Origin of the sequence: Bifidobacterium sp. WK041_4_12, from assembly GCF_041080795.1 — a bacterium.
Taxonomy (GTDB): Bacteria; Actinomycetota; Actinomycetes; order Actinomycetales; family Bifidobacteriaceae; genus Bombiscardovia; species Bombiscardovia aquikefiricola.
Window position 1 is genome coordinate 1,514,651 of record NZ_CP129674.1, and the last position, 26,847, is coordinate 1,541,497.

Annotated in this window: 24 protein-coding genes, 1 tRNA gene and 2 CRISPR repeat arrays; of the genes, 12 read left to right on the forward strand and 13 right to left on the reverse strand. The window is 51.0% G+C overall.

Features of this window, described 5'->3' with window-relative positions; genetic code table 11:
* The first annotated feature begins 235 nt into the window (after positions 1-235).
* The 9 genes from cas3 to cas2e are packed head-to-tail and all read left to right on the forward strand — an operon-like array spanning position 236 to position 9,699.
* Positions 236-3,043 carry a CRISPR-associated helicase Cas3' gene (cas3, locus tag QN215_RS06455; protein ID WP_369343512.1) on the forward strand — a complete coding sequence of 936 codons (2,808 nt, stop codon included), beginning with the start codon at positions 236-238 and terminating at the stop codon, positions 3,041-3,043.
* Entirely contained in the window at positions 3,036-4,334 is a 1,299-nt protein-coding gene (locus tag QN215_RS06460; protein ID WP_369343513.1) for a type I-E CRISPR-associated protein Cse1/CasA, read from the forward strand. Before cas3 ends, QN215_RS06460 begins: the two co-directional genes overlap by 8 nt.
* Complete coding sequence (locus QN215_RS06465) at positions 4,327-4,746, forward strand: type I-E CRISPR-associated protein Cse1/CasA (RefSeq protein ID WP_369343514.1); 420 nt, start codon at positions 4,327-4,329, stop codon at positions 4,744-4,746. The genes QN215_RS06460 and QN215_RS06465 overlap by 8 nt, the downstream gene beginning before the upstream one ends.
* The gene (gene casB / locus QN215_RS06470) at positions 4,743-5,333 is read left to right on the forward strand and encodes a type I-E CRISPR-associated protein Cse2/CasB (protein ID WP_369343515.1); all 591 of its coding nucleotides are present in this window, start codon (positions 4,743-4,745) and stop codon (positions 5,331-5,333) included. The genes QN215_RS06465 and casB overlap by 4 nt, the downstream gene beginning before the upstream one ends.
* Positions 5,334-5,382: 49 nt before the next feature.
* The gene (gene cas7e / locus QN215_RS06475) at positions 5,383-6,447 is read left to right on the forward strand and encodes a type I-E CRISPR-associated protein Cas7/Cse4/CasC (RefSeq protein WP_369343516.1); all 1,065 of its coding nucleotides are present in this window, start codon (positions 5,383-5,385) and stop codon (positions 6,445-6,447) included.
* On the forward strand, positions 6,444-7,160 hold the full coding sequence (cas5e, locus tag QN215_RS06480; RefSeq protein WP_369343517.1) for a type I-E CRISPR-associated protein Cas5/CasD: 717 nt from the start codon (positions 6,444-6,446) through the stop codon (positions 7,158-7,160). The genes cas7e and cas5e overlap by 4 nt, the downstream gene beginning before the upstream one ends.
* Positions 7,160-7,789: a type I-E CRISPR-associated protein Cas6/Cse3/CasE gene (gene cas6e, locus QN215_RS06485; RefSeq protein ID WP_369343518.1), complete on the forward strand. Its 630-nt coding sequence runs from the start codon at positions 7,160-7,162 to the stop codon at positions 7,787-7,789. Before cas5e ends, cas6e begins: the two co-directional genes overlap by 1 nt.
* Before the next feature lie 22 nt (positions 7,790-7,811).
* Entirely contained in the window at positions 7,812-8,780 is a 969-nt protein-coding gene (gene cas1e, locus QN215_RS06490; protein ID WP_369343519.1) for a type I-E CRISPR-associated endonuclease Cas1e, read from the forward strand.
* Positions 8,752-9,699: a type I-E CRISPR-associated endoribonuclease Cas2e gene (cas2e, locus tag QN215_RS06495; protein WP_369343520.1), complete on the forward strand. Its 948-nt coding sequence runs from the start codon at positions 8,752-8,754 to the stop codon at positions 9,697-9,699. The genes cas1e and cas2e overlap by 29 nt, the downstream gene beginning before the upstream one ends.
* A 6-nt stretch (positions 9,700-9,705) precedes the next feature.
* Positions 9,706-10,533: a CRISPR direct-repeat array (repeat unit 29 nt; unit sequence GTCTTCCCCGCGCGAGCGGGGGTGATCCC).
* Positions 10,534-10,836: 303 nt separating this feature from the next.
* A CRISPR array of direct repeats spans positions 10,837-11,109; the repeat unit is 29 nt; unit sequence GTCTTCCCCGCGCGAGCGGGGGTGATCCC.
* Positions 11,110-11,124: 15 nt separating this feature from the next.
* Here cas2e and QN215_RS06500 read toward each other — a convergent pair.
* Entirely contained in the window at positions 11,125-11,391 is a 267-nt protein-coding gene (locus QN215_RS06500; protein WP_369343521.1) for a hypothetical protein, read from the reverse strand.
* Positions 11,392-11,587: 196 nt separating this feature from the next.
* On the opposite strand from QN215_RS06500, the gene QN215_RS06505 reads away from it, so the two are divergent.
* Complete coding sequence (locus QN215_RS06505; protein ID WP_369343522.1) at positions 11,588-12,034, forward strand: hypothetical protein; 447 nt, start codon at positions 11,588-11,590, stop codon at positions 12,032-12,034.
* Between the two features lie 219 nt (positions 12,035-12,253).
* The gene (locus tag QN215_RS06510) at positions 12,254-12,682 is read left to right on the forward strand and encodes a hypothetical protein (protein WP_369343523.1); all 429 of its coding nucleotides are present in this window, start codon (positions 12,254-12,256) and stop codon (positions 12,680-12,682) included.
* 352 nt (positions 12,683-13,034) lie between these two features.
* Here QN215_RS06510 and QN215_RS06515 read toward each other — a convergent pair whose 3' ends face one another.
* Entirely contained in the window at positions 13,035-13,580 is a 546-nt protein-coding gene (locus QN215_RS06515; RefSeq protein WP_369343524.1) for a hypothetical protein, read from the reverse strand.
* 43 nt (positions 13,581-13,623) lie between these two features.
* Between QN215_RS06515 and QN215_RS06520 the strand changes: the two genes are divergently transcribed.
* A complete protein-coding gene (locus QN215_RS06520) occupies positions 13,624-13,917 on the forward strand; it encodes a hypothetical protein (RefSeq protein ID WP_369343525.1) in 294 nt (97 codons plus the stop codon).
* Positions 13,918-14,204: 287 nt separating this feature from the next.
* Here the strand turns inward: QN215_RS06520 and QN215_RS06525 are convergent.
* From QN215_RS06525 to QN215_RS06575, 11 genes are all read right to left on the reverse strand, one after another.
* A tRNA-Asn gene (locus tag QN215_RS06525) sits at positions 14,205-14,280 on the reverse strand.
* A gap of 191 nt (positions 14,281-14,471) precedes the next feature.
* A complete protein-coding gene (gene tsaD, locus QN215_RS06530) occupies positions 14,472-15,563 on the reverse strand; it encodes a tRNA (adenosine(37)-N6)-threonylcarbamoyltransferase complex transferase subunit TsaD (protein ID WP_369343526.1) in 1,092 nt (363 codons plus the stop codon).
* A complete protein-coding gene (gene rimI / locus QN215_RS06535) occupies positions 15,563-16,090 on the reverse strand; it encodes a ribosomal protein S18-alanine N-acetyltransferase (protein WP_369343527.1) in 528 nt (175 codons plus the stop codon). The genes tsaD and rimI overlap by 1 nt, the downstream gene beginning before the upstream one ends.
* Complete coding sequence (gene tsaB / locus QN215_RS06540) at positions 16,087-17,010, reverse strand: tRNA (adenosine(37)-N6)-threonylcarbamoyltransferase complex dimerization subunit type 1 TsaB (RefSeq protein WP_369343528.1); 924 nt, start codon at positions 17,008-17,010, stop codon at positions 16,087-16,089. Before tsaB ends, rimI begins: the two co-directional genes overlap by 4 nt.
* Positions 17,007-17,555 carry a tRNA (adenosine(37)-N6)-threonylcarbamoyltransferase complex ATPase subunit type 1 TsaE gene (gene tsaE, locus QN215_RS06545; RefSeq protein WP_369345102.1) on the reverse strand — a complete coding sequence of 183 codons (549 nt, stop codon included), beginning with the start codon at positions 17,553-17,555 and terminating at the stop codon, positions 17,007-17,009. The genes tsaB and tsaE overlap by 4 nt, the downstream gene beginning before the upstream one ends.
* Before the next feature lie 116 nt (positions 17,556-17,671).
* Positions 17,672-18,694 carry a DNA polymerase III subunit delta gene (holA, locus tag QN215_RS06550; RefSeq protein ID WP_369343529.1) on the reverse strand — a complete coding sequence of 341 codons (1,023 nt, stop codon included), beginning with the start codon at positions 18,692-18,694 and terminating at the stop codon, positions 17,672-17,674.
* Positions 18,695-18,709: 15 nt separating this feature from the next.
* Positions 18,710-20,674 (reverse strand): ComEC/Rec2 family competence protein, encoded by a 1,965-nt coding sequence (locus QN215_RS06555; RefSeq protein WP_369343530.1) that lies wholly within the window; start codon positions 20,672-20,674, stop codon positions 18,710-18,712.
* Between the two features lie 59 nt (positions 20,675-20,733).
* Entirely contained in the window at positions 20,734-21,504 is a 771-nt protein-coding gene (locus QN215_RS06560; RefSeq protein WP_369343531.1) for a ComEA family DNA-binding protein, read from the reverse strand.
* 245 nt (positions 21,505-21,749) lie between these two features.
* Complete coding sequence (gene leuS / locus QN215_RS06565; protein WP_369343532.1) at positions 21,750-24,731, reverse strand: leucine--tRNA ligase; 2,982 nt, start codon at positions 24,729-24,731, stop codon at positions 21,750-21,752.
* Between the two features lie 169 nt (positions 24,732-24,900).
* Entirely contained in the window at positions 24,901-25,896 is a 996-nt protein-coding gene (locus QN215_RS06570) for an amino acid ABC transporter permease (RefSeq protein ID WP_369345103.1), read from the reverse strand.
* Between the two features lie 123 nt (positions 25,897-26,019).
* Complete coding sequence (locus tag QN215_RS06575) at positions 26,020-26,697, reverse strand: amino acid ABC transporter permease (protein WP_369343533.1); 678 nt, start codon at positions 26,695-26,697, stop codon at positions 26,020-26,022.
* Between the last annotated feature and the right edge of the window lie 150 nt (positions 26,698-26,847).

A 26,847-nucleotide genomic window follows, 5' to 3' on the forward strand; every position in this document is an offset into this window, starting at 1 on the left:
CAACGTTACTTCCACGCCAATTCTCAATACAATTCTCTAAAACCCGACTCAAGGAATGCTCCTCATTCACCTGTGCATATGCATCAGACTGCTCGCTATCAAGAAGCACAGATGTGCTTTGATTGTCATTTTCGTCTTGAGTTTCGGAAGCAATAAGCCCGCATTAAGCGGACACCCTCATCTTTGCAACCTTGTCAACTTGTAACATAGAACGATGAACATGTAGAAATATCCTATGACCGATCTTGCGTTCGTAGATGCGCTGAAAAGCCTGAACAGTGATTTCACACAGTTGTGGGGTAAAAAAGATATCGATGCATCGGGCCACTGTTCATGGCTTCCGTTGGTGCAGCACATGGTTGATACGAGCAATGTCATGGGCTTGCTCTGGGAGCACTGGCTCAGTGGCGAGCAGCAACAGCTTTTGACTCATGCTGTGGGCAATGCTGACAAGGCGAAAAACATCGCATTGTTTCTTGGCGCAGTCCACGACATTGGCAAGGCAACTCCAGTTTTTCAAACTAAAAAGTCATACCAACAATCTGACGAGCTGGACAGCCAAATAATCGAAAAACTGGTACGAAGCGGTTTTGAAGACCTTGATAATCTCTACCTCGCTGACATGAATAAGGCTCCACACGCTCTCGCAGGAGCGTGTGTGTTGCACAACAGCAATATTCCGGAAAGTCTTGTGCTGCTCGTCAGTGGTCATCATGGTAAACCGGCTGACTCGTTGCACAGCATTACAGAACTTGAAAGCAACTATCGCAAGCACTTGTATCAAAGCCAGGATTCTGGAAGCGCAATTGCGAAACGATGGCAATCTGTCCAACGGGAATTGCTGCATTTCGACCTGTCACTCAGCGGTTTGAATATTGCAGATCTCAATGATGTTGTGCTCACAGAACTGCCATCGCAGGTGATATATGAAGGCTTGCTGATTATGGCAGATTGGTTGGCAAGCAACACTATATATTTCCCACTTCAATCCATTGACTCCGACTTTCAAGACAGCGAAGGTTTTCAAAACGACCGACTTGAACATGCGTGGCAGAAGATCAGCGGCGATATCCAATCGCTTGATCTGGACTGGCCTGGGGATTACATTCCCGCTGAATCAATAATTCACAAACGCTTTGGATTTGAAGCTCGGCAAGTCCAGACAGAGATTCTCCAACGCATCGAGCAGACCAGCGAAGCTGGAATCTACATTATTGAAGCCCCGATGGGTATTGGGAAAACCGAGATTGCCCTTTCGGCCGCGGAAATTCTCTCCCACAAGTTCAAAACAAACGGAATGTTTTTTGGGCTGCCGACCATGTCAACTGCTGATGGAATTTTCAAACGTATCGAAACCTGGCTCGAAAAAACAGACCCGTATGATACGAAATCATTGCGGCTCATTCACAGTAAGTCTCAGTTCAATGAAGACTTTGAGAAACTGCAGGATGCGTCTCAGGTTGATATCGATGGTGAGCCAGAAAACGGCACGGTCGCCGTAAATTCTTGGTTTTCCGGTGCGAAACTCCGTATTCTTGATGATTTTATTGTTGCCACAGTTGACCATTTCCTCTTGGCAGCCTTGAAACAGAAACATCTGGCGTTGCGACATTTGGGCTTGTCCAAGAAAGTCATCGTCATCGATGAAGTTCACGCCTATGACGCTTATATGGGCCAGTATCTGTATCGAGCGGTGCAATGGATGGGCAGTTACGGTGTTCCCATCATCATCCTGTCTGCAACCTTACCTGCGGCGCGCAGAAAGCAGCTGGTTGAGTCATATTTCAGAGGAACTGACAGGAAATGGCGAAATAGAACAGCGTTGGTTCCCAATTGGGAAGAAAGTAATGCATACCCGCTGCTTACATACACCGATGGTGAAGAAATCAATCAAATATCACAGTTTGAAACGATTCCCAACCACAAGGTCCGAGTTAAACACATCGACGAAGCAGCAATTCACAAACTTCTTCAGGAACAATTATCAGAGGGCGGCGTAGCTGGCATCATCGTCAACACCGTGAAGAAGGCACAGGAGTTATATGAGTCGTTGAAACGTGATTGTGAGGTCGAACTCATTCACTCCAGTTTCCTTGCTCCGCATCGCGCTGAAAAAGAGCGTGCGATTCTTCAACAGATTGGTAAAGACTCCAGCAACAGGCCCAGTAAAAAAGTGTTCATAGGAACCCAGGTGCTTGAGCAATCCTTGGATATTGATTTTGATGTTCTTATCACATACCTAGCTCCTATGGATTTGCTCCTTCAACGGGTTGGTCGTTTGCACCGCCATAATCGTCCAAGACCTGAAAAACTACGTGACGCTCGCGTGTATGTAGCTGGTATCAATGCTGACGGCACTTTTGATGAAGGAACAAGTTTCATCTACGGTGACTACCTGCTGATGCGAACCCAGCATTTTTTGCCAACAGTATTGAATTTGCCGTCTGACATCTCTCCATTGGTCCAAATGGTCTATTCCGAAAAAGATGAGGATCAGTTGAACTCAGATCGGTACAGACAAGCTAAAGCTGAAAGCAAGTCGCTTATGAAAACAAAAGAGGAAAAAGCGGGAACCTGGGAATTGCAAACCCCACAGGGATCGTTAGAAACGACATTGGTGGGATGGCTGAACAACCCTTCAACCAATACAGATGAAGAACATGGTGTAGCGCAGGTGAGAGATGCTGAAGATTCTATAGAAGTGATATTGCTGCGCAGAACGGCTCAGGGAATTCAGCTACTTGACACTGATGAAATAATCACGGAAGCATGGTTGAAGAAGCCTGCGAATGCGAAAAAACTTGCTCAGCAGACCATACGACTGCCAAAGATTTTTTCTAGACTATGGTCAATTGACTCGGTCATAACAGAACTTGAACGCTTGAATAAGGAAAACCTCGCGTTCTGGCAACAGATTCCTCTGCTTAAGGGATCGTTAGGTCTCATTCTGGACGAGCATAACAAGACAGAACTTCATGGCTACATTTTGGAATACTCCAAGAGCCTGGGATTACAGTTCGAGAAGGAAGATAGCAATGCCTGACAGACAGTTTAATGTACTCGACGAGCCGTGGATTATGGTAATGGTCGACGATAAAGGGACAACCAAAGAAGTCGGACTGCTCGACCTGTTCATGCATGCACACGAATACAGGGCACTTGCCGGCGAAACACCAACACAGAATTTCGCAATTCTGCGATTGCTGTTGGCGGTCCTGCAAACAGTGTTTTCACGATATGATGCCAGCGGTACTCGCTATGATTTCGAGTCGTTGGAATTTGATGAGAACGATATTCCTCTTCATGAAGTTGACCAGGACGATTTCGGTGAATACTCGAATGCACTACTCCAGACGTGGGATTCGCTCTGGAAAGCTCAGCGGTTCCCTGAGATCGTGTGCAGGTATTTGGAACATTGGCGTGACAGATTTGATTTGCACGGTGAAACTCATCCCTTTTATCAGGTCACACCGATTCAATTTGAAAGTGTCGCGTCAGCTTCCAAAAAAGGCGATTATGGAACTCCCACAAAATTCCGTCTTCTCAATGGCATGCTTTCCGAGTCAAGTAACAAACTGTCGCTGTTCACACCGGTTTCAGAGCGTAACAAGGATGTACTCAATTCTGCAGAATTTGCCCGTTGGCTCGTGACATTCCAAGGCTATGCAGGAGGGTCCAAGGCAAAATTACAAGGGTTCAAATATTCGCCGTCGGTCGGGACACTGTGGAGTTTGGGCGGGATATATTTCGAGGGAAGCACTCTTTTTGAGAGCTTGATGCTCAATGTGACACTTGATGAGCGTGAAAGCCGACTCGTGGAGACCCCCTTCTGGGAGAATGACTTTGAACAGTGGATTTCCTTGTTCACGACATTGCAATCAATTCCAACTGCCAACGGAAATCAACAGTTTTCAAGCCAACGGCCCGAGAACCTAGCTTCACTCTATACGTGGCCTTCTCGATTGGTTTCATCACATATGGACTCTGCTGGCGAGATACGAAGCGTCGCTCTGCCGAAGTTCGTCCAAACAAATTATTTCAATGTTGAACCATTGAGTAAGTGGGCCACCAGTGCCAACAGTAAAGAGCATGAAGTGTATCCCAGAAGATTCAGGCCAGATCGAGCTATGTGGCGAGAATTTGGAGCGTTAACTAATCTGCAAGAATCCAACTGCACTCCGAGAATTGTCACGTGGCATGGGCAACTCATTGATAAGCATGTTCTGGCAAAAGGTTCTGTTTTCAGTTTAGTTGCCACAAGTATCGCAGAGGCAGGGCAGGCAAGTTATCCGGGCGTGGGAGAAATCTACGCTGACGAGTTGCGGAATGAGTAATTTCGTCCTGAATTCAGATACTGCATCAGTTGATGCAAGAGAACGAATCAACAATACCGTCAACACAACACAACGTGTGATAGAGCTGTTAAGAAAATTCGCCAAAAGTGTTGAAAGGATCAGAAATCTTCAAAAAGGTTCACTGGGCGACAACGTTTCTCGATCTGCTTTCTTTGATATTGACAAGCCTTTTCGAGATTGGCTTTTGGGATTGCGCCCCAGTTCTGATATCGACCAAGCCATTGGTAGCTGGTATGAACAACTACGAACAGTGGTCATTGGAAAGGCACAGGAGATCGTTAATAATTCCTCGATGAGAGACTTCACGGTCTCCGAAGATACAAAGAACTTGCCACAACAATTCAACATGTTCATTGCAAAGGTCAACAAAGAGATTGAGATACACCAATGACGGAAACAGAGAAATCACAGGACAGCATATATGGCGCCACTTCGTCGGTGTTACAGCAATTGGGTAACACTCTCGATAGTTCTTCAACCAAAGGCATTCTAGCATCGCTGAGAAACAGTGTCGGACGAGAGTTAAACGCAAGCAGTGAGGTGTGGCCGCTTCTATTTGAGTCAATCAATCCAGACTATCTCAGCAAGAATGGAATCCCCACAGCTCAGGAAACCGCAATGTTTGCAGCACTCCAACTCTATGGCATAGGTCAACAGGGGCGTTCGCAGTCTGTTTTTGCCCGAGGAGCCGACTATCGATTAGGAAAGGCACTCGGAACATTCAGGAAGTCTTTGGATGACTCTCAATCGTTTGATCGCAGATTTAATCAACTTGTCACATCAAATTCGATTCAGGAACTGCTGAATCATCTGCGACATTTGATAAAAATCGCAAGCGGACCGAGTAATTCTCAATGGAAGATGGACTATGCATCGCTAGCCGAGGACTTGTTCTATTTTCAGGTCGCCAATAGCAATCAAGTTGTTTTCCGATGGGGACAGAGCTATTACTGGCAGCCTGCCAAGCAGAACAAGTAACAGTGTAATCACCATCCACATTATAGATAAGAAAATAGGAAAGTAGATTATGACAGATCAAAGATTATTCATCGACATTCATGCAATTCAATCAGTGCCACCGTCAAACATCAATCGTGATGACACAGGAAGCCCCAAAACAGCGCAATATGGTGGCGTTGTTCGTGCTCGCGTGAGTTCTCAGGCATGGAAGAAAGCGATGAGAGACTACTTCAGAGAACACGGTGAATTACGCAACGTAGGAACTCGCACACTGGAAGTACCTCGCTACATCGCTGATGAAATACTCAAACGCGACGACAACTTGACAGCCGACGAGGCCATTGATCGAGCCGTCAAGGTTCTGAATAATGCCGGCGTATCCACAGGAAAGGATAATCGAGTCAAGGCGCTATTTTTCATTGGATATCAGCAAGCTCAAGAACTTGCAGAACATGCAGTGAATGAAGATTATGATAAAGCTTCACTTAAATCGATTTTGAAGCATAACACTGCAACAGATATCGCATTGTTTGGTCGAATGGTGGCTGACGATCCGAGCCTGAATGAAGATGCTTCCGCTCAAGTTGCTCATGCCATTTCAACTCATGCGGTGCAGACAGAATTCGATTATTTTACCGGAACCGATGACCTTGCGCCCGCAGATAACGCAGGGGCCGGAATGCTTGGCACTATTGAATACAATTCCTCCACTCTGTACCGTTACGCTAATGTGGCTGCGCACGAGCTGGTTTCGCAACTTGGCGACGATAAGGATGCTGCAATCACTGCACTCAAACTCTTTGTTGAAGCGTTCATTACATCAATGCCCACAGGGAAAATCAATACCTTCGCAAATCAAACGTTGCCAAGTGCAGTTGTTATTGTCGGGAGAAGCGACCGGCCTATCAACCTAGTCAATGCGTTTGAGACACCAGTGAAATCGCGCGAAGGCTACATCGATAAATCTATCGATAAGTTGAGGTCAGAGTTCGAAAAAGATAATAAATTTGTTGAAAGCCCAGCTTTTACGCTTACGCTTAACGTTCCAGAGCTTCAAGAATCTCATGAAGCGGGCACTTTTGGCGCATTGTTGAACGATCTTGACGAGCAGCTACGCAGGAATCTGAAATGAAAACATTGCTTCTCAAACTTGCAGGCCCCTTGCAATCATGGGGCACACATTCACATTTTGAGGTGCGCAATACCGATCCATATCCATCGAAAAGCGCAATAATCGGATTGATTGCTGCCGCATACGGGTATAGGAGAGAAGGGTCTGATGAAGATATTGAGCGACTGAACAGACTCGACTTTGCTGTCAGAATTGACCAGCCCGGTAATCTGCTTCAGGACTTTCACACAGCTCACCCGGTGAGTAGCAAAGGTGATATACGCCAGGCTTATGTAACTCGAAGATACTATCTTCAGGATGCCATTTTCGTTGTTGCTCTCGGTGGGGACGATGAGTTCATTGATGCTGTGCTGAGAGCAGTGAGTCACCCCTATTTTCAAGGCTTCCTCGGCCGCCGTTCTCTACCGCTGTTGGACGATTTCATCCTTGACATATCCGGAAAGGGAGTAATTGAAGCCATCCAATCTGCACCTTGGCAAGCGGCGGATTGGTATAAAAAGAAACACCGTACATCGCAATATGATGCCGAAATCTACGCCGACGCAAATCTTGCTGAGAATCAACAGACTTTCATGGCCCGGGATCGCGCCGTATCGTTCTCACAACAACATCGACTGCACGGTTTTCGACCAGTTGTGCGTATTCGTGAAGTGATGTCACATGCTGTGTCAGAAACCGATCACGATGTCTTTTCCTCGCTTGGAGGTGAGTGATGTATCTCAGCAGAGTACAAATCGATTATGATAACCGCGCAAAGATACGTGATTTGACACATCTTGGCGCTTTCCACAACTGGGTGGAACAAAGCTTTCCCGATGAAATTAGCGAAGGCCGGCATTCTCGCAAACTGTGGAGAGTGGATGCACTCAAGGGAAAACGTTATCTGCTTATTGTCAGTGAGTCACAACCCAATCGTGAAAAGCTAGAACGATATGGCGTCGTTGGAACAGCGCAATCGAAGGATTACGATACTTTTCTCTCATCACTCCAACAGTCACATCGCTATAATTTCAGAGTTGAGTTGAACCCGGTAACAACCGTTACTGATTCTTCGGGGAAGAAACGAAAAATCCCTGTGGGAGCAGCCAATAATCAACTGCAATGGTTTCTTGGCCATGCGGAACAATTTGGAGTTGAATTTCAGCCTGATTCCGTGCTGCTTACAAGCAGAGGCGAAAAAATTCTGAAGCATCGGAAGCAACGAGTCACATTGTCTTCGGCTATTTTTGAGGGAATGCTGACGGTTATAGACGTAGATGCGTTGAAATCAGTTCTCACCAATGGTTTCGGTCGAGAAAAGGCTTACGGTTTTGGCTTGCTGACACTGATACCGGCACAATAATCAGGAATGGATTGAATGAACTATGACGAATATTCCTGGTGCTAAGAAAGCGGAACTACCTGAGCTTCCAAAAATATCTGATCGAATCACATTTCTTTACATCGAGCACTGTCAAATAAACCGTAAAGATAGCGCAATCACCGTTACAGACTCACATGGGGTTGCAAACATTCCCTCGGCAATGATTTCGGTGCTGCTCCTTGGTCCAGGAAGCGACATAACGCATCGCGCCATGGAGCTTATTGGTGACTCGGGTACCTGCGTGCTGTGGGTTGGTGAACAAGGAGTCCGTCAATACGCCAGAGGTAGGGCATTGAACCATTCCAGCCTATTGTTGGAAAAGCAGGCGCGATTGTTTTCAAATGTCAGAACTCGCGTTCACGTTGCTCGAACCATGTATCAAATGCGATTCCCAAACGAAAATGTTACAGAAGACAGTATGCAGGTGTTGCGAGGGAAGGAAGGAGCCCGAGTTCGCTCAATCTACCGAAAATGGTCCAAGCAGACTGGTGTCGCTTGGGATCGTCGCACATATGATCCTGATAATTTTGAGTCTGGAACGCCCGTTAATCAAGCGTTGTCTTCTGCAAACTTCGCTTTATACGGCCTTGCATACACAGTTATTGCTGCGTTGGGAATGTCACCAGGCTTAGGCTTTGTGCATACAGGTCATGATTTGTCATTCGTATATGATTTTGCTGATTTATACAAGGCGGAAACGTCAATCCCTTTGTCTTTTCAAGCAGCACAGTCTCTTGAAGAGGGCGAAGACATCGATAGCAAAATTCGAAGAATGATGAGAGACGAGTTTAAATCTACACATCTGCTCGAAAAGATGGTTTCAGATTTGAAATATCTTTTCGATATACACGATATAGAGCTACCTGAAGCTGACACCATCAATTTATGGGATGACAAAGAGGGTCTTGTACCCAACGGTGTGTCCTATTCGGAGTATAGCCATGCCTCTAGTGACGATAACCTTAACTAAGGTCCCTCCCTCGCTCCGGGGAACCTTAAGTAAATGGCTCCAAGAAATTGACACCGGTGTTTTTGTGGGAAACATCAACACAAAGATTCGAGAACAACTGTGGAAAAGAGTGCTTGATAGCATCGGAGATGGTCGGGCAACCATCAGTTTTTATCAAAATAATGAGCAAGGCTATAATTTCGCAACAGAAGGGTTCCGCAAAGAGGTTAGAGATTTTGATGGTGTCTCAATCATCACTGATTTGCCTTTGGAACGAGTTGCATCTCATATGAAAAGCGGCTTCAGCAATGCTTCAAAGTATCGAAAAGCGAGAAAGTTTAGTTCAGGACATTCAGCACATACAGAGCGTACAAGACGTGCAGACCAATCAGCGCAAGACGGTGGGCAACAGCATAGTTGTGTTGTTCTAGACATTGAAACCACCGGGTTGGACCCTTTCAAGGATTCAATAATTGAACTTGGGGCAGTAAAGATTGTTGGCAAATCTGTCGAACGGTTCGAGAGATTGATTGCAATTGAAAGTACAATCCCTGCCAGCATTGTCACATTGACGGGAATCACAGATGACATGCTGCATTCCTCCGGAGTGCAGGTGAAAGATGCGTGTTCCGAATTGCTGAGTTTTATCGGCGCCGATACCGTTATCGGCTGGAATGTACGATTTGATATCGGATTTATTCATCGGATTTGTCCTGAATGGGAGCCAGCTCAAATTGTTGACATCATGCGGCAAATTAAAAAGGAACACCCTACGTTGCCAAGCTTTAAACTCGCACACGTCGCCAACAGTTATGGTATACCGGCGACCGTCCACCATCGCGCATTGCAGGATTGCGAGCTGGCCTTGGAGATATACAAGAAGACAAAGTCATATAAATCCAATTTTCAAAAGAGAAAAAGCCCGAAGTTGCTAGGATAATTAAGTGTCTTCCCCGCGCGAGCGGGGGTGATCCCCCCGACCCGACCCGACCCGACCCGTTACTCTCTCAACGTCTTCCCCGCGCGAGCGGGGGTGATCCCAAGCACCCAGACACAACAATGGCCACCCCTTTGTCTTCCCCGCGCGAGCGGGGGTGATCCCTGGCTGGAAATCATTCCTAGTGTTCTCGGTGGGTCTTCCCCGCGCGAGCGGGGGTGATCCCGACGCGACTCCCATCGCGAACGAGTCCTCTCTGTCTTCCCCGCGCGAGCGGGGGTGATCCCGGTCGGCTACTACGAGGACGGCACCCCAAAGAGTCTTCCCCGCGCGAGCGGGGGTGATCCCGGGACGAGACCAGCCCGCACGGGCTCATGTTCGTCTTCCCCGCGCGAGCGGGGGTGATCCCGTTTCTCCTGCGGCGAGCGCGGCTCCACCAACGTCTTCCCCGCGCGAGCGGGGGTGATCCCAGACGGCTGGTGGGCAGTTTCGTGGACTGCCTGTCTTCCCCGCGCGAGCGGGGGTGATCCCGTACGACGATCACGGACAGGAAGGAACAACTGGTCTTCCCCGCGCGAGCGGGGGTGATCCTCACTGGATGAAGGAATCCGATCTAGGTTTCAGGTCTTCCCCGCGCGAGCGGGGGTGATCCCGAGATCATGCCCTACTACAATCAACTCTATCTGTCTTCCCCGCGCGAGCGGGGGTGATCCTGTTCGAAGCGGTCGGGAAGTAACTGGAATCCCGTCTTCCCCGCGCGAGCAGGGGTGATCCTTCGTATTGGATGCAGTCGGCGTTGGCGGTGCGGTCTTCCCCGCGCGAGCGGGGGTGATCCTAAATTTCGTGTTCTCACAGCATTCCCAAGATAAGGAGGGATGATGACCGGTAATCAAGAAGAAGATGATATATGTAGGGCAATCTTCCCATTGGTGCATGCTGGAATGAGTGCCTATCAACAGCAGGCAACAATGGACCAGCTCGACGCTGGAGAAGCTTACGAGGCACTGACATGGCTGCTGGCATTCGCAGTCCATGACCATGTATCGTTGCCAAACGACCTTGCTATACAAGCATTCAGCATGCTTGATGTTGACGACAGAGACCAATATCGAAGCATCCTCGACACAGCGACGCAGCTTAGTCTTCCCCGCGCGAGCGGGGGTGATCCTATAGGGGGTACCATCGCGAGACACTCTTTCTGGTCTTCCCCGCGCGAGCGGGGGTGATCCTATTCGCCGGTGCCCTCAACGCGGGTCATCATCGTCTTCCCCGCGCGAGCGGGGGTAATCCTACGGCACATTGCCCACCGCAAGATCAAAACCGGTCTTCCCCGCGCGAGCGGGGGTGATCCCGGTTTTCGACTGACGACCACCCTGACGACCTGGTCTTCCCCGCGCGAGCGGGGGTAATCCTGTGTCTTTACGAGATTCAGTGCGTGACAGTGAACTTCGAGTCCATCAGGAATCGATATTGTTCTTTGTCGTCATCGTTCAGGCAGTTGAAAGCGTCAGTCAACGCGGTAAGGGGAATGGGCTGTGGGTTCCTGATAAACCCCATAAGTATGGTCAGGGCAATGTAGTGTTCGTTCGCGTCAATGCATGAGGCATAGTCCTCTTGAGCTTCGGTGTCCATGAGTGGGAGAACGCAGGGGGCTAGGTTTCTGGTCGCTTCCTGTGCCGTTCGAGTATCTGCCATAGCCTGCTCCTTTCCTGTTTGGTGATTGGGTACGCCGTCCACAACATGTAGCGATCTCAGGTATTGCGCGTCTTTTTGCAACCGGACGCGGATTACCTGATCCTCGATAGCTTTATATCATTTCATGCGTTCGGTACCAAGTCTTCCCCGCGCGAGCGGGGTGATCCTGATTGGTGAGCGGGTAACATTGAATGGTATGATTCGCTTTCGCCGTGTGCTGGCAGTCCTGACGGTCATCGTCTTGACCGGTTCTGGCATGACAGGTTGCGCCTTGGGAGGGAACGAATCTCCCTCACAGTCAGAGGAGACAAGCCCAGGATATGATGCCACAGCGTTGCCGCCCTCATTCTCGTCGAAGGATATTCAGCAACATAAAAACCTTAATGACGAACATTCCCTGTCATGGTATCGATATGACATTGTTTCAGACCGGCTGGTGCGCGTGCACTTCACGATGGGCAACCCAGAATGCTACGGTGTGCGTGCCGTTGTCAATGAAGAAACGAACACTGTGAGAATTGCCCTCCACGAGGGCACTCTTCCCGGTTCACCAGCACACTGTTCACTTTTCGCAGCTATGGCATCACTTCTTCTCACCACACAAAATCCAATCGGAACACGTTCCATTGTTCCCGGAGACTGACTTTTCCCCGGTCTAAGCAACTAAGCTCGAAATCAAGCGCCGGCGTGCTTCGTCACAGCCGGCGGTGTTGCGGGTTATAGACAAAAATGTGGGGTTAATTGGTAATTTGTGGGTCTTATTTCTTGCTTTGGTCTTGCTGGTGTCTTGTGTGTCGGGGTGTGATTAATGGTTGTGGCGTTAATGCGGGAGTGTGCTTGACTTTCTGGTTTTGTATGTTCCATGAACGTGCTCCTCTATATGGTCTATATGGTCTATATGGTCTATATGGCAGCAAAAACCTACGACTGGCCCAAAGACGACACAAGCAACCCATCCATACCATCTCGCTACTACGATCAGGGATGGAGAACGATTGCAAAAGGGCTCGGGCTGCTCTATATCGGCGCGCCTGTGGATGCGACCGACGAGCTGAAGCGATCCCTATCGAAGAAGCGTCAGGCAACCGCGAAGAATCGTATCAGCCGCGCTTGGACATTTCTCGCCGATGCGAGGCTGCTCACAAGAATCAAACCAGCATCACTCGGCGACAACGCAGGATATGTGCTGCTCCTTGGCGACGATGAAGAAAATACCGAAGTCGTGGATGATGCGAAGAGCCTGCTCGGCCTTGATGACAATATCATCTTCGACCGCAGGCAATACGCGTGAGTAACATGGCTGGCAATGTTCAAACAACACAGTTGTTGAGAATCGAGGAATCATGAAGTTTGGGATGCGCACACCCAGTCTGAAACGGTCGATCAAGGCTCGAACCACGTCGAAGTGGAAACGCCAGGCCAAGAAGGCACTCATACCAGGATACGAGAAGAAAGGCATGGGCTGGATCCGAAACCCGCGCAAGGCCACCTACAACAAGGTCTACAGGAAACGACGTTCAGCTTCTGGGATCTTTTCAAATGAAATATGGCATCGGTTCGGCAAAGCTTTTCGTATAAACAAAGAAAAGCCCGGCACAAGGCCGGACTGCCGCATGCGAAACTCAGGAATCGGGTTGAAAGAGTTACCGCTTCATAAGAGATTTAGGTATTATGAACTGAGTCTGCTCGCGATTTTTACCATGTGGACAAATTGTACGATGCCATATGTGATACTGCTGGTCCGTTGAGTCTACTCCACCATCTTCAAAACCAGCGTTCTCAAACATCCTGATACTCGCTTCGTTTCTTGGATCAATCTGAGTTAATACTTGATGAGACCGGTTGTGCCAAAATGAATCTACGCTTATATCGTCAAGAACAATGAGAAGGATAGATGCACCAAGGCCATTACCGGAGCAGTCCGAAGAACGCGCTATCCATGAAATCGCGTATGTGTCAGACTCTTCAATATAACCGTATTCGGCGAAAGCAAAAATTTTCTCAGATTGGGCTGTCGTCAGAATCGTTTTCGTTACTTTTTCGTCAAAATCTGATTCCTTCAGCCCACGGATATATCGTTGCGGGTCGATCTCATATTCCTTGGGTTCTTCTTTATTGCCGCAACAGCTAAACTGCCTTAGCAAACGAATGTCGTCAGCAGTGCACTCTCTGCTGACGACAATGGTCATTAACGCATTCACAATCTAGGCTTAGTCTCTCGAAGATCTCTTCATGAAAGTCTCTGCTGATTTCGCAAGCGAATTCCATTTTGCACTTGTCACATTGTCAGATGTAGCCTTACGCACATATGCAGGGACTTCTAGTCTTGATTTATTTCTTATCTTTGTCACCGCCAGTACCGTCAATGCAGCCACCACCTTTCATTTTTATTCAACAGCCAGGGCAATGCTTGAACAGCAAAAACCAGACGATGAACGCGCACCGCTGGCTTTAAATCAAATATGCCCTTTTCTGTTGTACAGCAAGCGTAACACTTGTATCCGATTATATGATTTTATTTCGTGAAGTTGAGTGGCATTTCGAACGCCTCTCGACATTCCTATCGTTCGACGCTCAATACCGCCTTTCCCGTGATTTCTGCGAGTGCTTTGGTGTTCCAGTGGGTGTGTCCGGCTGTGGTGTTGATGTTGACGTGTCCCATGATGCCCCAGGCGTGTCATTCTGGGTGCAACCGGGATCGGTCGATCGAACCCGATTCGCGTTTGTCATAAACTATCGACAACCGGAGTAACAAAGAACCCCGAGAAATATTCTCGGGGCTTCTCAGCCCTACTTTCGTAAAGCTACTCATATGGCTCCTGCGACTGGGCTTGAACCAGTGACCGTCCGATTAACAGTCGGATGCTCTGCCAACTGAGCTACGCAGGAATGTTGTGTGTGGCATCCGCCGCACACAAGAAGTAAATACTACCTTCTTCTCTCGCCTAATGCAAATCAGCGCGTCTTAGCTTTTTCGTGTCGCGACGACAGCACCAAGGGAAGCACGAAAACCCCAGAGCGTTCACAAAGCGAGGACCATACACAAGCAAAGATGCCAAGTGAACGCACCCAGCGGGCCGTTACATCACGATCTTGTCCATTGGCATAGCTGAATCAATGCCGAAATCTGGGTTGGATGGGCGAATCCCTGCATCCACGAGATTGACGCCTAGCATGGCTACCATCGCTCCATTGTCGGTGCACAAGGCAATGCGAGGAATGCGAATGGCGATGCCATGTCGCTCCCCCTCTTCTATGAGACGCGCGCGCAGCTGAGAGTTTGCGGAAAATCCTCCACCGACGATCAGAGTGTCGGAATCATACTGTTTGCAAGCTGCTATGGCTTTCCTGGCCAAGACTGTGGCTACGGAATCCGCCAACGAAGCGCACACATCGTCAATGGGAATCTCATTGCCCAAAGCTTGCTGCTCTTCCACCCAACGAGCGACTGCGGTTTTCACGCCGGAGAAACTGAAATCGTACGGATGCCTTGCAGCAGCCTTTCCCTGAGTCAATCCCTGTGGAACGTGCATCGCATGTGGGTCCCCATGCTGAGCATGACGGTCGATATGGGGCCCACCGGGATAGGGGAAGCCCAGCAGCCGAGCAATCTTGTCGAAGCATTCTCCGGCAGCATCGTCAAGTGTTGTGCCCACAACATCGACATGCTTCGCCACATCCTGAACATGAAGCAAGGAAGTGTGACCTCCTGAGACAATCAGTGCCAATACGTCTTCTGGAAAGTCTCCGAATTGTAGCTGCGTCACGGCAATATGGCCGATTACGTGGTTGATTCCATACAGGGGTTTGCCTGATGCCGCCGCCAGCGCTTTGGCACCGGAAACACCGACTGCAAGGCATCCGGCAAGGCCCGGGCCAGCAGAAACCGCGATGGCGTCAACGTCGTCAAGCGTCATGTTGGCGTCGCTCAAAGCTTTGGACACCACGGGAATGAAGGATTCAGCGTGCGCCCTGGATGCAATTTCTGGAATCACCCCACCATAGCGTGCATGCTGTTCCATCGAGGATGCGACGACGTTCGAAACCAAGCTTCTGCCACGCACGATTGCGGCTGCGGTCTCATCGCAAGTCGATTCAATTCCCAACACTACAGTGGCGCTCTGCCTATCTGAGACAAGCTTGTCTGCATCTGGTCTTGCTGTTTCTGACATCACTCATTACCCTTCATCGATGCTAGCCCTGCCGCTGTAGCCTGCCATTCGTTGATATCCAACGCCATCGTATAAGCGTCGATACCCTCTGGCTGATAATAATGCTTGCGCAACCCGATACGCTCGAATCCAAAAGCCTGATATATCGCAATCGCGGTGTCATTGTCCACACGAACCTCAAGCAGCATTCTTCGAGCTCCCTGCTCGGCTGCCTGTCTGAGCAAGGTTGCGAGAATCGCTGATCCTATCCCCTGACGCTGATATGGCGTGTCTACGCCTATGGTCATCAGTTCAGCATCATCGCCGTCATACCAAAAGCCCCCATAGCCGCGTATCACGGCATTGGCGGCAATTTGCGGATTGCCGTGTTTCGCATCCTCAACGTCAGCAACATCAACGACATAGGTACGTGCCGGGGCATTCAACTCTTCGCGAATCATGGCGTAACTCCATGCGCCCTTGCCGAACAGATGAGCTTCGATAGGTACGATCTGTTGAATGTCAGACTCTTGAATTGCGCGAATCATGATGCATTCACCACTCGTTTGAGAGGGTTGGGCACCTGAACGTCGGGGCGTCTGACATACAGCGGATTTGCCTCGACATCGTCACCATGTGCGCTATGTGCAAGGGCAAGTTCGGCGAAAGTGCGCACACCTTGAGCACCCGCCTCAAGCAGCGACCCATCATGCATCGTTCGCAGACGCGCTATGCCCTGCAGTATGTCTGCGTACCGCTCAACGCCATGGCCCATCACGTCAACCGTTATATCGCCTCCTGCTTCGTGAGCGACATCATCTATGTAGGTGTTCACGCGATCAACGATGTTGTCAGGATAATCAATGTCCATGGGCATCACGGTGTTCACGGTGTTCACGGTGTTCAGCAGTTTCCCTGCCTGTGAACGCTGCGCTGAGACCGGGTCAACCTGATACAGTGCCCAATACAGCTGTTTGCGTCTGGCATCATTCACCGCCAGAACAAGATGCGTTGCTGCATCCCCGTTGTCAGCGCCATTCGACTCTTGAAGCGGTGAATCGCTTGAATCTGCATCGGATGCCGTGTCAGCTGATGCAGGAAGCCCCTGAGCCGCCATCCACAACGCCTCAGCCTCGAGAACGTTCTGTCCGACGAGTGAAGCGCCAGTGACAAAAGCCAAAGCTTTGGCAGTCACGATTCCGGCACGCAGTCCCGTAAACGGCGCAGGGCCAGTACCAACGACGATTGTGGAGATGTTGCCCAGCGTCAAACCAGCCCGTTCCACCGCCTGATTGATATTAACTTCAAGATGTTCGACATGCGATCGTGAATCGCGTTCTGCAATGGTCTCTTGCCCCACAATTCCAACAGTGGAGCCAAAAGAGGTATCAATGACCAGAATTGGGGCAGAAGAATCGTGACCGGTGCTGATATGATTCAAAGCTTGCTCTTCTTGTGCTGCATTCATGATGCCAACGCCTCCCGCAGTCCGTGCATTCTATCAGCCCAAGCAGAGCCTACTCCCCTGAGCGCAACCTCGCGAGTCCCTTCACTGCTCAGCTCATCGCCGCCATGTGCAGGCCCAGTCAACTTCATGCCTGAAGGACGTTCAATATGGATTTCCAAACGTTCCGACGCAAGCTCCTGCGCCATCTGCTCACCCCATTCCATCAGCACCACGGTGGATTGCCCTGGACTCTCCAACTCCTCATCAAGACCCAAGGATTCAAGTTCATCGAGCAACCGGTCGCGAACGCCGTTACCCGGTTCAAATCCTTCACTGCCCAGACGATAGGCATCAACATGAACCAGATGAGCAGGGCTTCTATCGGCGAAGCTGCCATTGAGTTCCCTTGCAATGGTGAAGGTCGGGGAAACTATTGGCTTTTCGATGCCGAGTCCTTTGCCAAAGCCCTGAGCTAAGGTGGTCTTCCCTGCTCCGAGGGGACCTGAGAGCACGATAACGTCCCCGCCCCGAACGAGACGGGCGATACGGTAACCCAGATCTTTCATGTCTTCGTCTGTGGGAACTTCAATCCGTATGGCGAGTGCTGCCTCGCTGGATCCATCGACGTTCGTTTCGCCTCGTTCACTCAGTTCACTCAGTTTGCTCAGTTTGCTCAGTTCACTCATGATCTGTATCGTCCCTGATTCCTTGAGTTCCCCAACCCATTCATGTCCCTACCTTTTACGGATATTGCACCGATTGCCCGTTCAAGAGCATAGACCGGGTCGCCACCATTGCTTTTGCACTGCTCGTCAGCCCATGCAAGCGCTTCAATGCATCTGCCAAGCCCTTGGGAAGACCAGCCCGACAGTTCTCGCCCAGCTGCCCTCAGCTGCCAAGGGCTTGCCTTGGCTTCTGCCTGCGAAATCGTACCGTGCCTGATCGCTGACGCCTTCGCCAAGGTTCGTAGCTTCAATCCCAGAGCGCCTATCAGCGCCAAAGGAGCGATGCCCTGCTCGATGGCTGCACGAAGCCCAAGCACAGCGCCTGCCACATCGCCTGCGACGGCTTTGTCTGCAACCGCGAATCCAGTCACCTGTGGGTCAGCGATCAAATAGCGATCAGCCGTTGCTCGTGAGATTGGATCTTCGTCAAAGTCAAAACAGAGCTGCGAACACATTGATGCCAGTTCGCCGGTTCTTTCGCCAAGCACATTGACCAGTTGCTGGGCTGCCAAGGGTTCAATATGACGTTTCTGCCGCTCAAACAATGCATAGACGAAGTTGATCTTCGCATCGAATTTCTTGAGGTCGGGAACCATCATCACCTCGGCACCCTTGTTCTTCAAGGTACTTATCAGACGCTTGCCCTTGTTACCGCCTTCATGCTGACATATGACGACACTTGAATCCTGAGGATGTCTGGTGGCATCGGCGCAGAATGTTTCAAGCGCCTTCCCCAGTGCCTCACCAGCGTGTTGCAGATTGCGAAGCACGACAATCGAAACATCACTCAACAGCGTGGGACTCACCGCTTCATCGAAACTGTATGCATCACAATCAGAGGCATCCAATTCGATGACCTCTGCATCCGGCCTTTCTGCGCAAGCCCTATGCTCAGCTTCACGAACGTTGCGCTGATTGAGGTATCCGTCTCCCCCGACGACCAGTATCATTGCCGAAGCTCGACTCCTCTTGTTTGCCATGACTCAAATTTCTCGTTATCGCTGGACATGATGCTCGGCGCGGAAGCACTTGCGAATATACATGGAAAGCGTGCGGCGCGGGTGCGAAATGCGATATTCTGGTGAATCTGTTATGTCAAGCAGCTCAGTCGTTGTGCCCCACCATAACCTGATTGCATCCAACTTCGATTTCTCGAATTGCTTGCCTTGATATCCGCTGAATTCAGCTTCAATTCTCGTTCTTCTTTCTTGGATTTTTTCTCTCACTCTTGCAATGCCCCAGCAACCCGCAACGATGGCTACTTCAAAGCAGGCAGCGAGTACTGCGCCGGGAATTCCCTGTGCCCAAGGCAACTTCGCCCACTCCGGCTCCGCGCATATCGCAGCCCACCGATCGATGATGGAGGTCGCGCAGCTTGCCAACCATACCAACAGCCAGCCGAGTTGAGGCACACACCATGAGACCACAACAGCCAACAAGCCACAGACCGTTGCGAAGCCGACAAATGGTGCGACTACAAGATTGGCTGGAATGGAGAGCACGGTTATTTCTGGCTGCAGGAGAATCTGAATTGGCAGCGTGAACGCCTGAGCCGATACGGTGAAGGATATCCCCTGGGCAACGGCTATCGGCATGATTCTTCGCAGGATTGCCGTCATCCTGCTGGCCCATAGCCCTATTCCCAGCACGGCAGCGCATGAAAGCGCAAATCCATAGCTTGCCGCGAGCGCCGGTCTAGCAATCAGAACCAGGGACACGATGACGCTCAACTGTTGGACGGTCTGGCCTTTTCTTCCGACTACCATCGCAAGGGAGACAAGGCTCGCGGTCGTTGCCGCCGCACGCAGCACTGAATCCGATGGGAACACGAGCACGCATAAAATGCCGCTGAAGACGCTGTGCATGATGGCGATGGCGAGTCTGGGGAGTCTAAACGCTGCCCGAATCCAGTGGCAGAGGGTTGCCACCAATGCAAAGTGGCCGCCTGAGACAGCCATGAGGTGTATGATTCCGGCTGATCTGAACTGTTGTTTGCTTCGCTGAACGAATCGTTCATCCAGCTCTGGGCTGATCTGTGATTCATCATCGTTCAGCTGCATTTCGGTCAGTGTGCCCAGAGTGAGGCCCGTTACGAGCAGTCGTCCCTGGTCGCTGAGACCTCTCACTACCTTGGCGAAACTGCCGTGCATTGCGTTGACTGTCCGCCAGAGCAGCGGTGGCCTTTCGAGCTGGATAGGCTGCGTTTCGGCGCTGAGCCATAATGCTTCGCTTCCCCATGGCGATTGTTCCAGCGTTCCGAAAACTGTATATGTTCCACCTCGCTCTAGCTTGACAGAGTCACCGGAGATAAAGAGCTGCACGGTTGCGGATGTCTGCGTGACCACATGATCGTATGCGATGGCTCTGAGCTTGCCCTGCGTCATGGCAGTGTATCCCAGGCGTGCGGAACGCTGCCATGGCTCTTCGAGCCGTATCACTGCCGTTATCGTCATGCTGCCAGACTTTGCCTGTGTACGCTCAGCTGTCTTTGTCTCCGTTGTCGTTTCACTTGTATGCATTGCTGTGGCTCTGTCACGCAAGGGGTTGCTGGTCTGCGTCATCATTGTCGATAAGAGGCATGCGATGGATGCTATGGCAATCGCCGCCATGAGTGCCATGAAAGAAGGCATCAGTCGAAGGATGCGCGCGTAGAGCCGATAATGCCACGTTTTCAGCATGACGGGTATGACGATAAGAGCAACGGCGAGAACACCGATAAGAACACCGATGAAGTCTGGTCTGCTCAGTGCTAGCGACGGTGATCCGATGCGATATTCACGGGCAAAGACGGATATTCTGATTGAAGCCTGTTTGATGACATTCTGTTCGATCATCAGTGGCAATAGCAGATCTGTCAGCCAGATTGCCACGGCTATAGGTAGCATGCGCAGATCATTGTTGCCGTTGCTTTGATCGTCAACGATGCCTATTTGCGGGTCTGCCTGGCACTGTACGGACATGTCATCGTTCGATAGGCACCTTCGCCCCCGAAGGAAAGCCTTGCCATGAGGAGCATACTTCATCGGATTGTCACCTGGGGACGCAGCTTTTCCAGAGTCTTGGCTCCTATGCCACTGACTTCGAGGAGTTCATCGACGCTGCGGAAGGTGCCGACCTTCTTCCGATATTCGAGGATGCGCTCTGCCGTAACAGGGCCGATGCCTTTGATTGTCATCAACTGGGCTGCGTCTGCCGTATTGAGGTTGATTCGCTGGTCTGTATCGGATTGTTGCTGAGCCTGAGAGGAACTCGTTGATTCGTCAGTGTCGGCGGCATCAGCTTCTGCACGGTTCTCTTGCTCTTGTTCCTGCTCTTGCACTTGGGGAGTCTTGGTCGTGGATGGTTGACGCTCAGCGTCGTCGCCATCATTCGCTTCTTTAGAATCGTTCGTTGAGTCCGCTGCCTTGGTGCGCGAATGCTTGCCGATATCTTGGGCAAGTTCAGCAAGATTCTCGCTGTTCCCGTAGTTGATTCGCTGACGAACGAGCAGTGTCAGACTTGCGGCCAAGGCGCAGCTCAGAATCAGAATCACGATAATTGCCTGCGCCTGATTCAGCACAAGTCTCGGCCGATTGCGTACGGTCTCCGCCAGAGGTGACTGTGGGTCAGACACATCAAGCATGCGCATATCATCAATATGCGCATGATCGCCGCTGGCCGCAGCAGACGTTGATGTCAGCTCGCTGAGGATATCTTCAGAATGGTCTGATGAATGGTTGCGAGCTGGAGCATGTGCTGCCCTGTCACGATGTTCGCTGATGCGATGAAGGCGAGTTGCGTGTGGATCCATCGCTTTATCGTCAGCGAAAGCCCCCGCATTCACAAATCGTCACAATATGTGTGGTCGAATGTGGCAGATTCAACCTGAAATTCCTAAAAAACGCGGTCAAATACGATGGGATGTCGAGTTTTGTTGCCTTTTTCAAGTACAAACGGTGAAAACCCTGTTCTGGACATACGGAATTGGCCAAAAACGGGCTTTGTACTTGGGAAAGGCAACAAAACTCGACATCTGCGTAATATTGATGCTGCGAATCAGGCTTGTGGCACCACTGAGACGATCTTCGGAGCCTTGACGATCACCTTGCGCGGCGGCTTGCCGCCAAGATGCTCCTTGACCGCAGGAAGAGCCAAAGCCAGGGCCTGCAGTTCGTCTGCCGAAATGTCAGGCGAAACCTCAAGCTTTCCACGAATCTTGCCCTTAACCTGAACGACTGCAGTGACATTGTCCTTGCCGAGATACTGCTCTTGGGCGACTGGCCACTTGGCTGACGAAAGAGGCTCGGCATGGCCAAGCTTCTCCCACAGTTCCTCACAGATATGTGGTGCAATCGGCGAAAGCATAATCACCAATGGCTCGACGACCGAGCGTGGAACCGCCTTCAATGAAGTCATATGATTGTTCAATACAATCAGCCTTGAGATGGCGGTGTTAGGCCGCATGGCTTCCATCTCTTCGGTCACTTCGTGAATCGTATTGTGTAGCAGCTTCAGAGTCTTCAGATCAGGCTGTTCATCGACAACCTTCACTTCGCCAGAATTCTCATCAAGCACGTTGCGCCACAAACGCTGCAGGAATCTCATGCCGCCGATCACATTGCGCGTATTCCACGGGCGCGACTCCGAAAGAGGCCCCATGCTCATCTCGTAGAGACGGAACGTATCGGCACCGTAGGTGCTGTACATGTCGTCCGGCGTAATGATGTTCTTGAGACTCTTGCCCATCTTGCCGAACTCACGGAAAGCTGGCTCACCATTCCACGTATACGTGGTATCGGAACCATCCTGATGCTCTTCAACTTCCGCAGCCGGAACATACTGACCGCGGCTGTCGGTATAGGCATACGCTTGAATCATGCCCTGGTTGAACAGCTTGTGGAAGGGTTCCATCGAATCCACGAAGCCCAAATCGTAGAGCACCTTGTGCCAGAATCTGGAATAGAGCAAGTGGAGCACGGCATGCTCAACACCGCCCACATACAGGTCAACACCACCGGAAGCGCCCGCTGTCTCATTGTGATTCGGTCCAAGCCAATACTCACATTCAGCAGGATCAACCATATGGTGACTGTCCTCTGGATCGATATAGCGCAGGTAGTACCAGCAGGAACCCGCCCAATTGGGCATCGTGTTGGTATCGCGGTGATAGCGCTTGGGTCCGTCTCCAAGATCGAGCGTGACATGAACCCAGTCGTCATTGCGACTCAGCGGTGCCTCCGGATCGGTTTCAGCATCCTCTGGATCATAGGTCTTCGGCGTATAGTCAGGTACTTCAGGCAGGTTCACGGGAAGCATGCTGTCTGGAAGCGTGTGCGGAACATTGTCATCGTCATAGACGACGGGGAATGGCTCTCCCCAATACCGTTGACGCGAAAACAGCCAGTCGCGCAAACGATACGAAACCGTACCTTCACCTACATGAGCCTTCTGCAGCCATGCGGTGACGCGAGCGATGGCATCGTCGACGCGCAGTCCATCGAGTGACAATGCATCGCCAAGCTTCTCAGTTGCTTCAGTTGAAGAATTGATGACGATGCCGTCATGGGACACGAATGCCGACTTGCCCTCATAATTGCTCAGATCATCGTCTGAATCGGGCAGTGGCTTGACGGTGTAGACCACGGGGAGACCGAACTTTGTAGCGAAGTCGTAATCGCGGTCATCGCCACCAGGAACGGCCATGATTGCACCGGTTCCATAGTCCATCAACACGTAGTCTGCCGTGAATATCGGCAGCTTGGCACCTGTAATCGGATTGGTCGCATAGAGACCGGTGAACAGTCCGGTCTTCTCGTTCTGCTCGTCTACTCGATCCTTAGAAGTCTTCTTTTCGGCTTCGAGGCGGTATGCATGCACTGCCTCGGCAGGAGTTGCGTAGCCGCCCGTCCACAGCGCTCTCTTATCGGATGGAATGCTGTCTGGCCACTCCTCAGGGACGCTGTCAAGCAAGGAATGCTCCGGTGAAACGACTGCAAACGTGGTACCGAACAAGGTGTCGGGACGAGTCGTGTACACCTTCATGTCCTTGCGCTCAGAAGGGGTTTCCACTTCGAAATGCACGGAAGCCCCGTGAGACTCGCCTATCCAGTTGCGTTGCATGAGCTTGACTTTCTCAGGCCAGTCAAGCGTATCCAAGTCCGCGATCAGGCGATGACCGTAGGCGGTGATGCGCATGGACCACTGACGAAGTTCACGCTGAAACACGGGGAAGTTGCCACGTTCGGAACGTCCTTCCGAAGTCACTTCCTCGTTTGCGAGCACGGTACCCAGACCCGGGCACCAATTCACTGGCGACTTGGAAATGTATGCGAGACGGAAGTCGTTAAGCACATCGCTCTGTTCCTGCGCACTCAATGAATCCCAAGAATCGGTTTCATGCCCCGGAATCGCGCGCCTGCCACTTGTGAAGGCCTCGATTAGCTCGTCAATGGGACGTGCGGAGCCCTTGCCGCCGTCCTTGCGCACGAATTCTGGATCGTACCAGGAATTGTATATTTTCGTGAAGATCCATTGGGTCCAGCGCATGTATCCTGGATCGATGGTGGCAAATGACCGGCGATCGTCAAAGCTTAGGCCGAGGCGGTGCAATTGACGACGCATGTTGGCGATATTCTGTTCGGTCGTGATTCTCGGGTGCTGTCCTGTCTGTACCGCATATTGCTCGGCAGGCAGACCGAAGGCATCGTAGCCCATCGCATGCAGCACGTTCTCACCCTTCATGCGGTGATATCGGCTCACCACATCGGTTGCGATATATCCCAGAGGATGCCCCACATGCAGGCCCTTCCCCGAAGGGTATGGGAACATGTCCATGACGAAATATGGAGTGCGTCCATCGGCGTGCCTGCCACTGCCATCCGTCAGCCTGCCATCGGTGTTGGCTGCCCAGAAACTACCTTGCTGCTGCCAGCGTTCCTGCCACTTGCCCTCGATTTTTTGAGCGAGTTCTGCGTTGTACCGATATTCTGGTTCGGATGGAACGTCAGCTTGTCCGTTATTACCCTGTTCAAAAGCCATAAGTCGCATTATCTCCATGTATGTGGACACTGTTGCTCTCACAACAGCAGTTTCGACGATAACCAGCATTGCTCGATTGTTCAACGCATTCGAGCATGCCAAATCACCGCACAATACGAAAGACGTCCACTGACAAAGCGGACGTCTTCTTTGATCATGTCACAGAACCTTACTCCTGTGGATCAGAACGCTTGGGTTCATGTCCATGTTCTTGATGGCTGGTTCTCCAATGACTGGACACTGCATTCGAGCCATGGTAATGGTCGTGAAAATCAGGCTCCGTGCCGCTCAACGGCAGCTCTCGCTCCCCGGCCCGCTCAATCATGCTCGCATTCGAGGGATCGAGAATGGCGATGGGGGCCTGAACCGGCTCAACCGCAAAACCTGCGGTACGCTTCTGCATCCTGGCAGGCAGTCCCTCGGCAAGACGCGACAGCAGATAGCTGAGCACGAAATAGATTACCGCCGCAACGACCAGCGCTTGCAGCATGTTGAAATATGCGGACCCGAGCCTGCGTGACTCCTGCAGCAGCTCCGTATAGGTGATGATTGATCCCAGTGCCGTGTCCTTCAGCACAACGACAAGCTGGGTAATCAATGCGGGAAGCATGGCTATCAACGCCTGCGGAACCTCAACCGTCATGAGCGAACGTACCGGACTCATGCCCAATGCCAGAGCCGCCTCACGTTGGCCACGCGGCAGATTGCCTACGCCGGAACGCACCAATTCAGCGACAACCGAACCATTGTAGAGAATCAATCCCCATGTGACTGCTAGAAATGCCGAGGTGTTGGAAAATCCAAGAACCGCAAATGCCTGCCAGAGAAAAATCATGAACAGCAGCACGGGAACAGCGCGGCAGAATTCAACGATAATTGACGACAGCCATCGAATAGGAGCGAAATTGAGCAACCGTCCGATGCCGAAAACGATGCCGAAAACAACGGAGCCGATGACGGCCAGAACCGAGGCTTCCACGGTACTCAACAATCCTGGGAGATAAAAGTCCTTCCAGGCTTCCCACTGCAATGCAGGCTTCCACAGGGTCCAGCTCAGCTGATTCTGACCTTGCGGGGGGCTTGCCAGACGGCGCAGAACGAGAGCGATCAGAATGATGAAGATCACTGCGCCAATCACATTTGCGATGGCAATCTTACGCTTCATCTTCGGTCCTGGCTCATCGAACAGGACGGAACGGGTGGCATCTGAAGCCCTCCGCGTCAGCTTTGGCTGGTTTCCAACCGTTGCGGGTGTCGACACTGATGATGCACTCATGATGCTCCTCTCCTATCGTCTCACCGCAAGTCTGTTCGACAACCAGGTTGTGAGCAGGCCTATGGGAATGATCAGGATGACATAGCCGATGGCAAAAATAAGGAAGATGTAGAGAATCATCGAGGCATTGTTTTCAATCATCGAACTCATCAGACTCGAAGTTTCCGTGCTGACCGACGCTGCAGCGGCAACCGTGGAATTTTTCAATAGTGCGATAAACGTGTTGCCAAGCGGTGCCACAGCCCCTCTGACAGCCTGTGGCAAGATGATGATTCCAGCGGATTGCATAAAGTCCAATCCAAGCGAACGAGCGGCTTCGGCCTGACCGATCGGAACCGTGTTGATGCCCGAACGAAGGGATTCACAGACGAAGGCAGCCGTATAGAGCGAGAGTCCACTCACCGCAAGCCAGAAGAAGTTGGTGTCGAAGTTATTGGAGAACTGAAACTTGAGCTGTCCGAAAGCTCCAAGCACCATGAATACCATGATGATGGTCAGCGGCATATTCTTGAACAGCTCGACATAGCCTGTGGCGAATCCTCGCAGGCTGGACACTGGACTGATCCGCATCATCACCAACACAAGTCCGATGACAAGCGAGAACAGCGTGCTCCATAATGTGAGTTCAACGTTGACCTTGAATGCGCCCAGCACATTGTATGACGTCAACAAGGATACAAAATCCGACATACTTCATCACTTTCCACACGTCGTATAAGCTTGATTTGCATTCGTCCGCTGACTCGAAAACCAATGCAACGAAACTTCCATGCTGCTATTCGTTTATGGTTATCGGGCCTGCACATTGCGTTAGCACTGAAATCGAGGTCACCTGCCCAT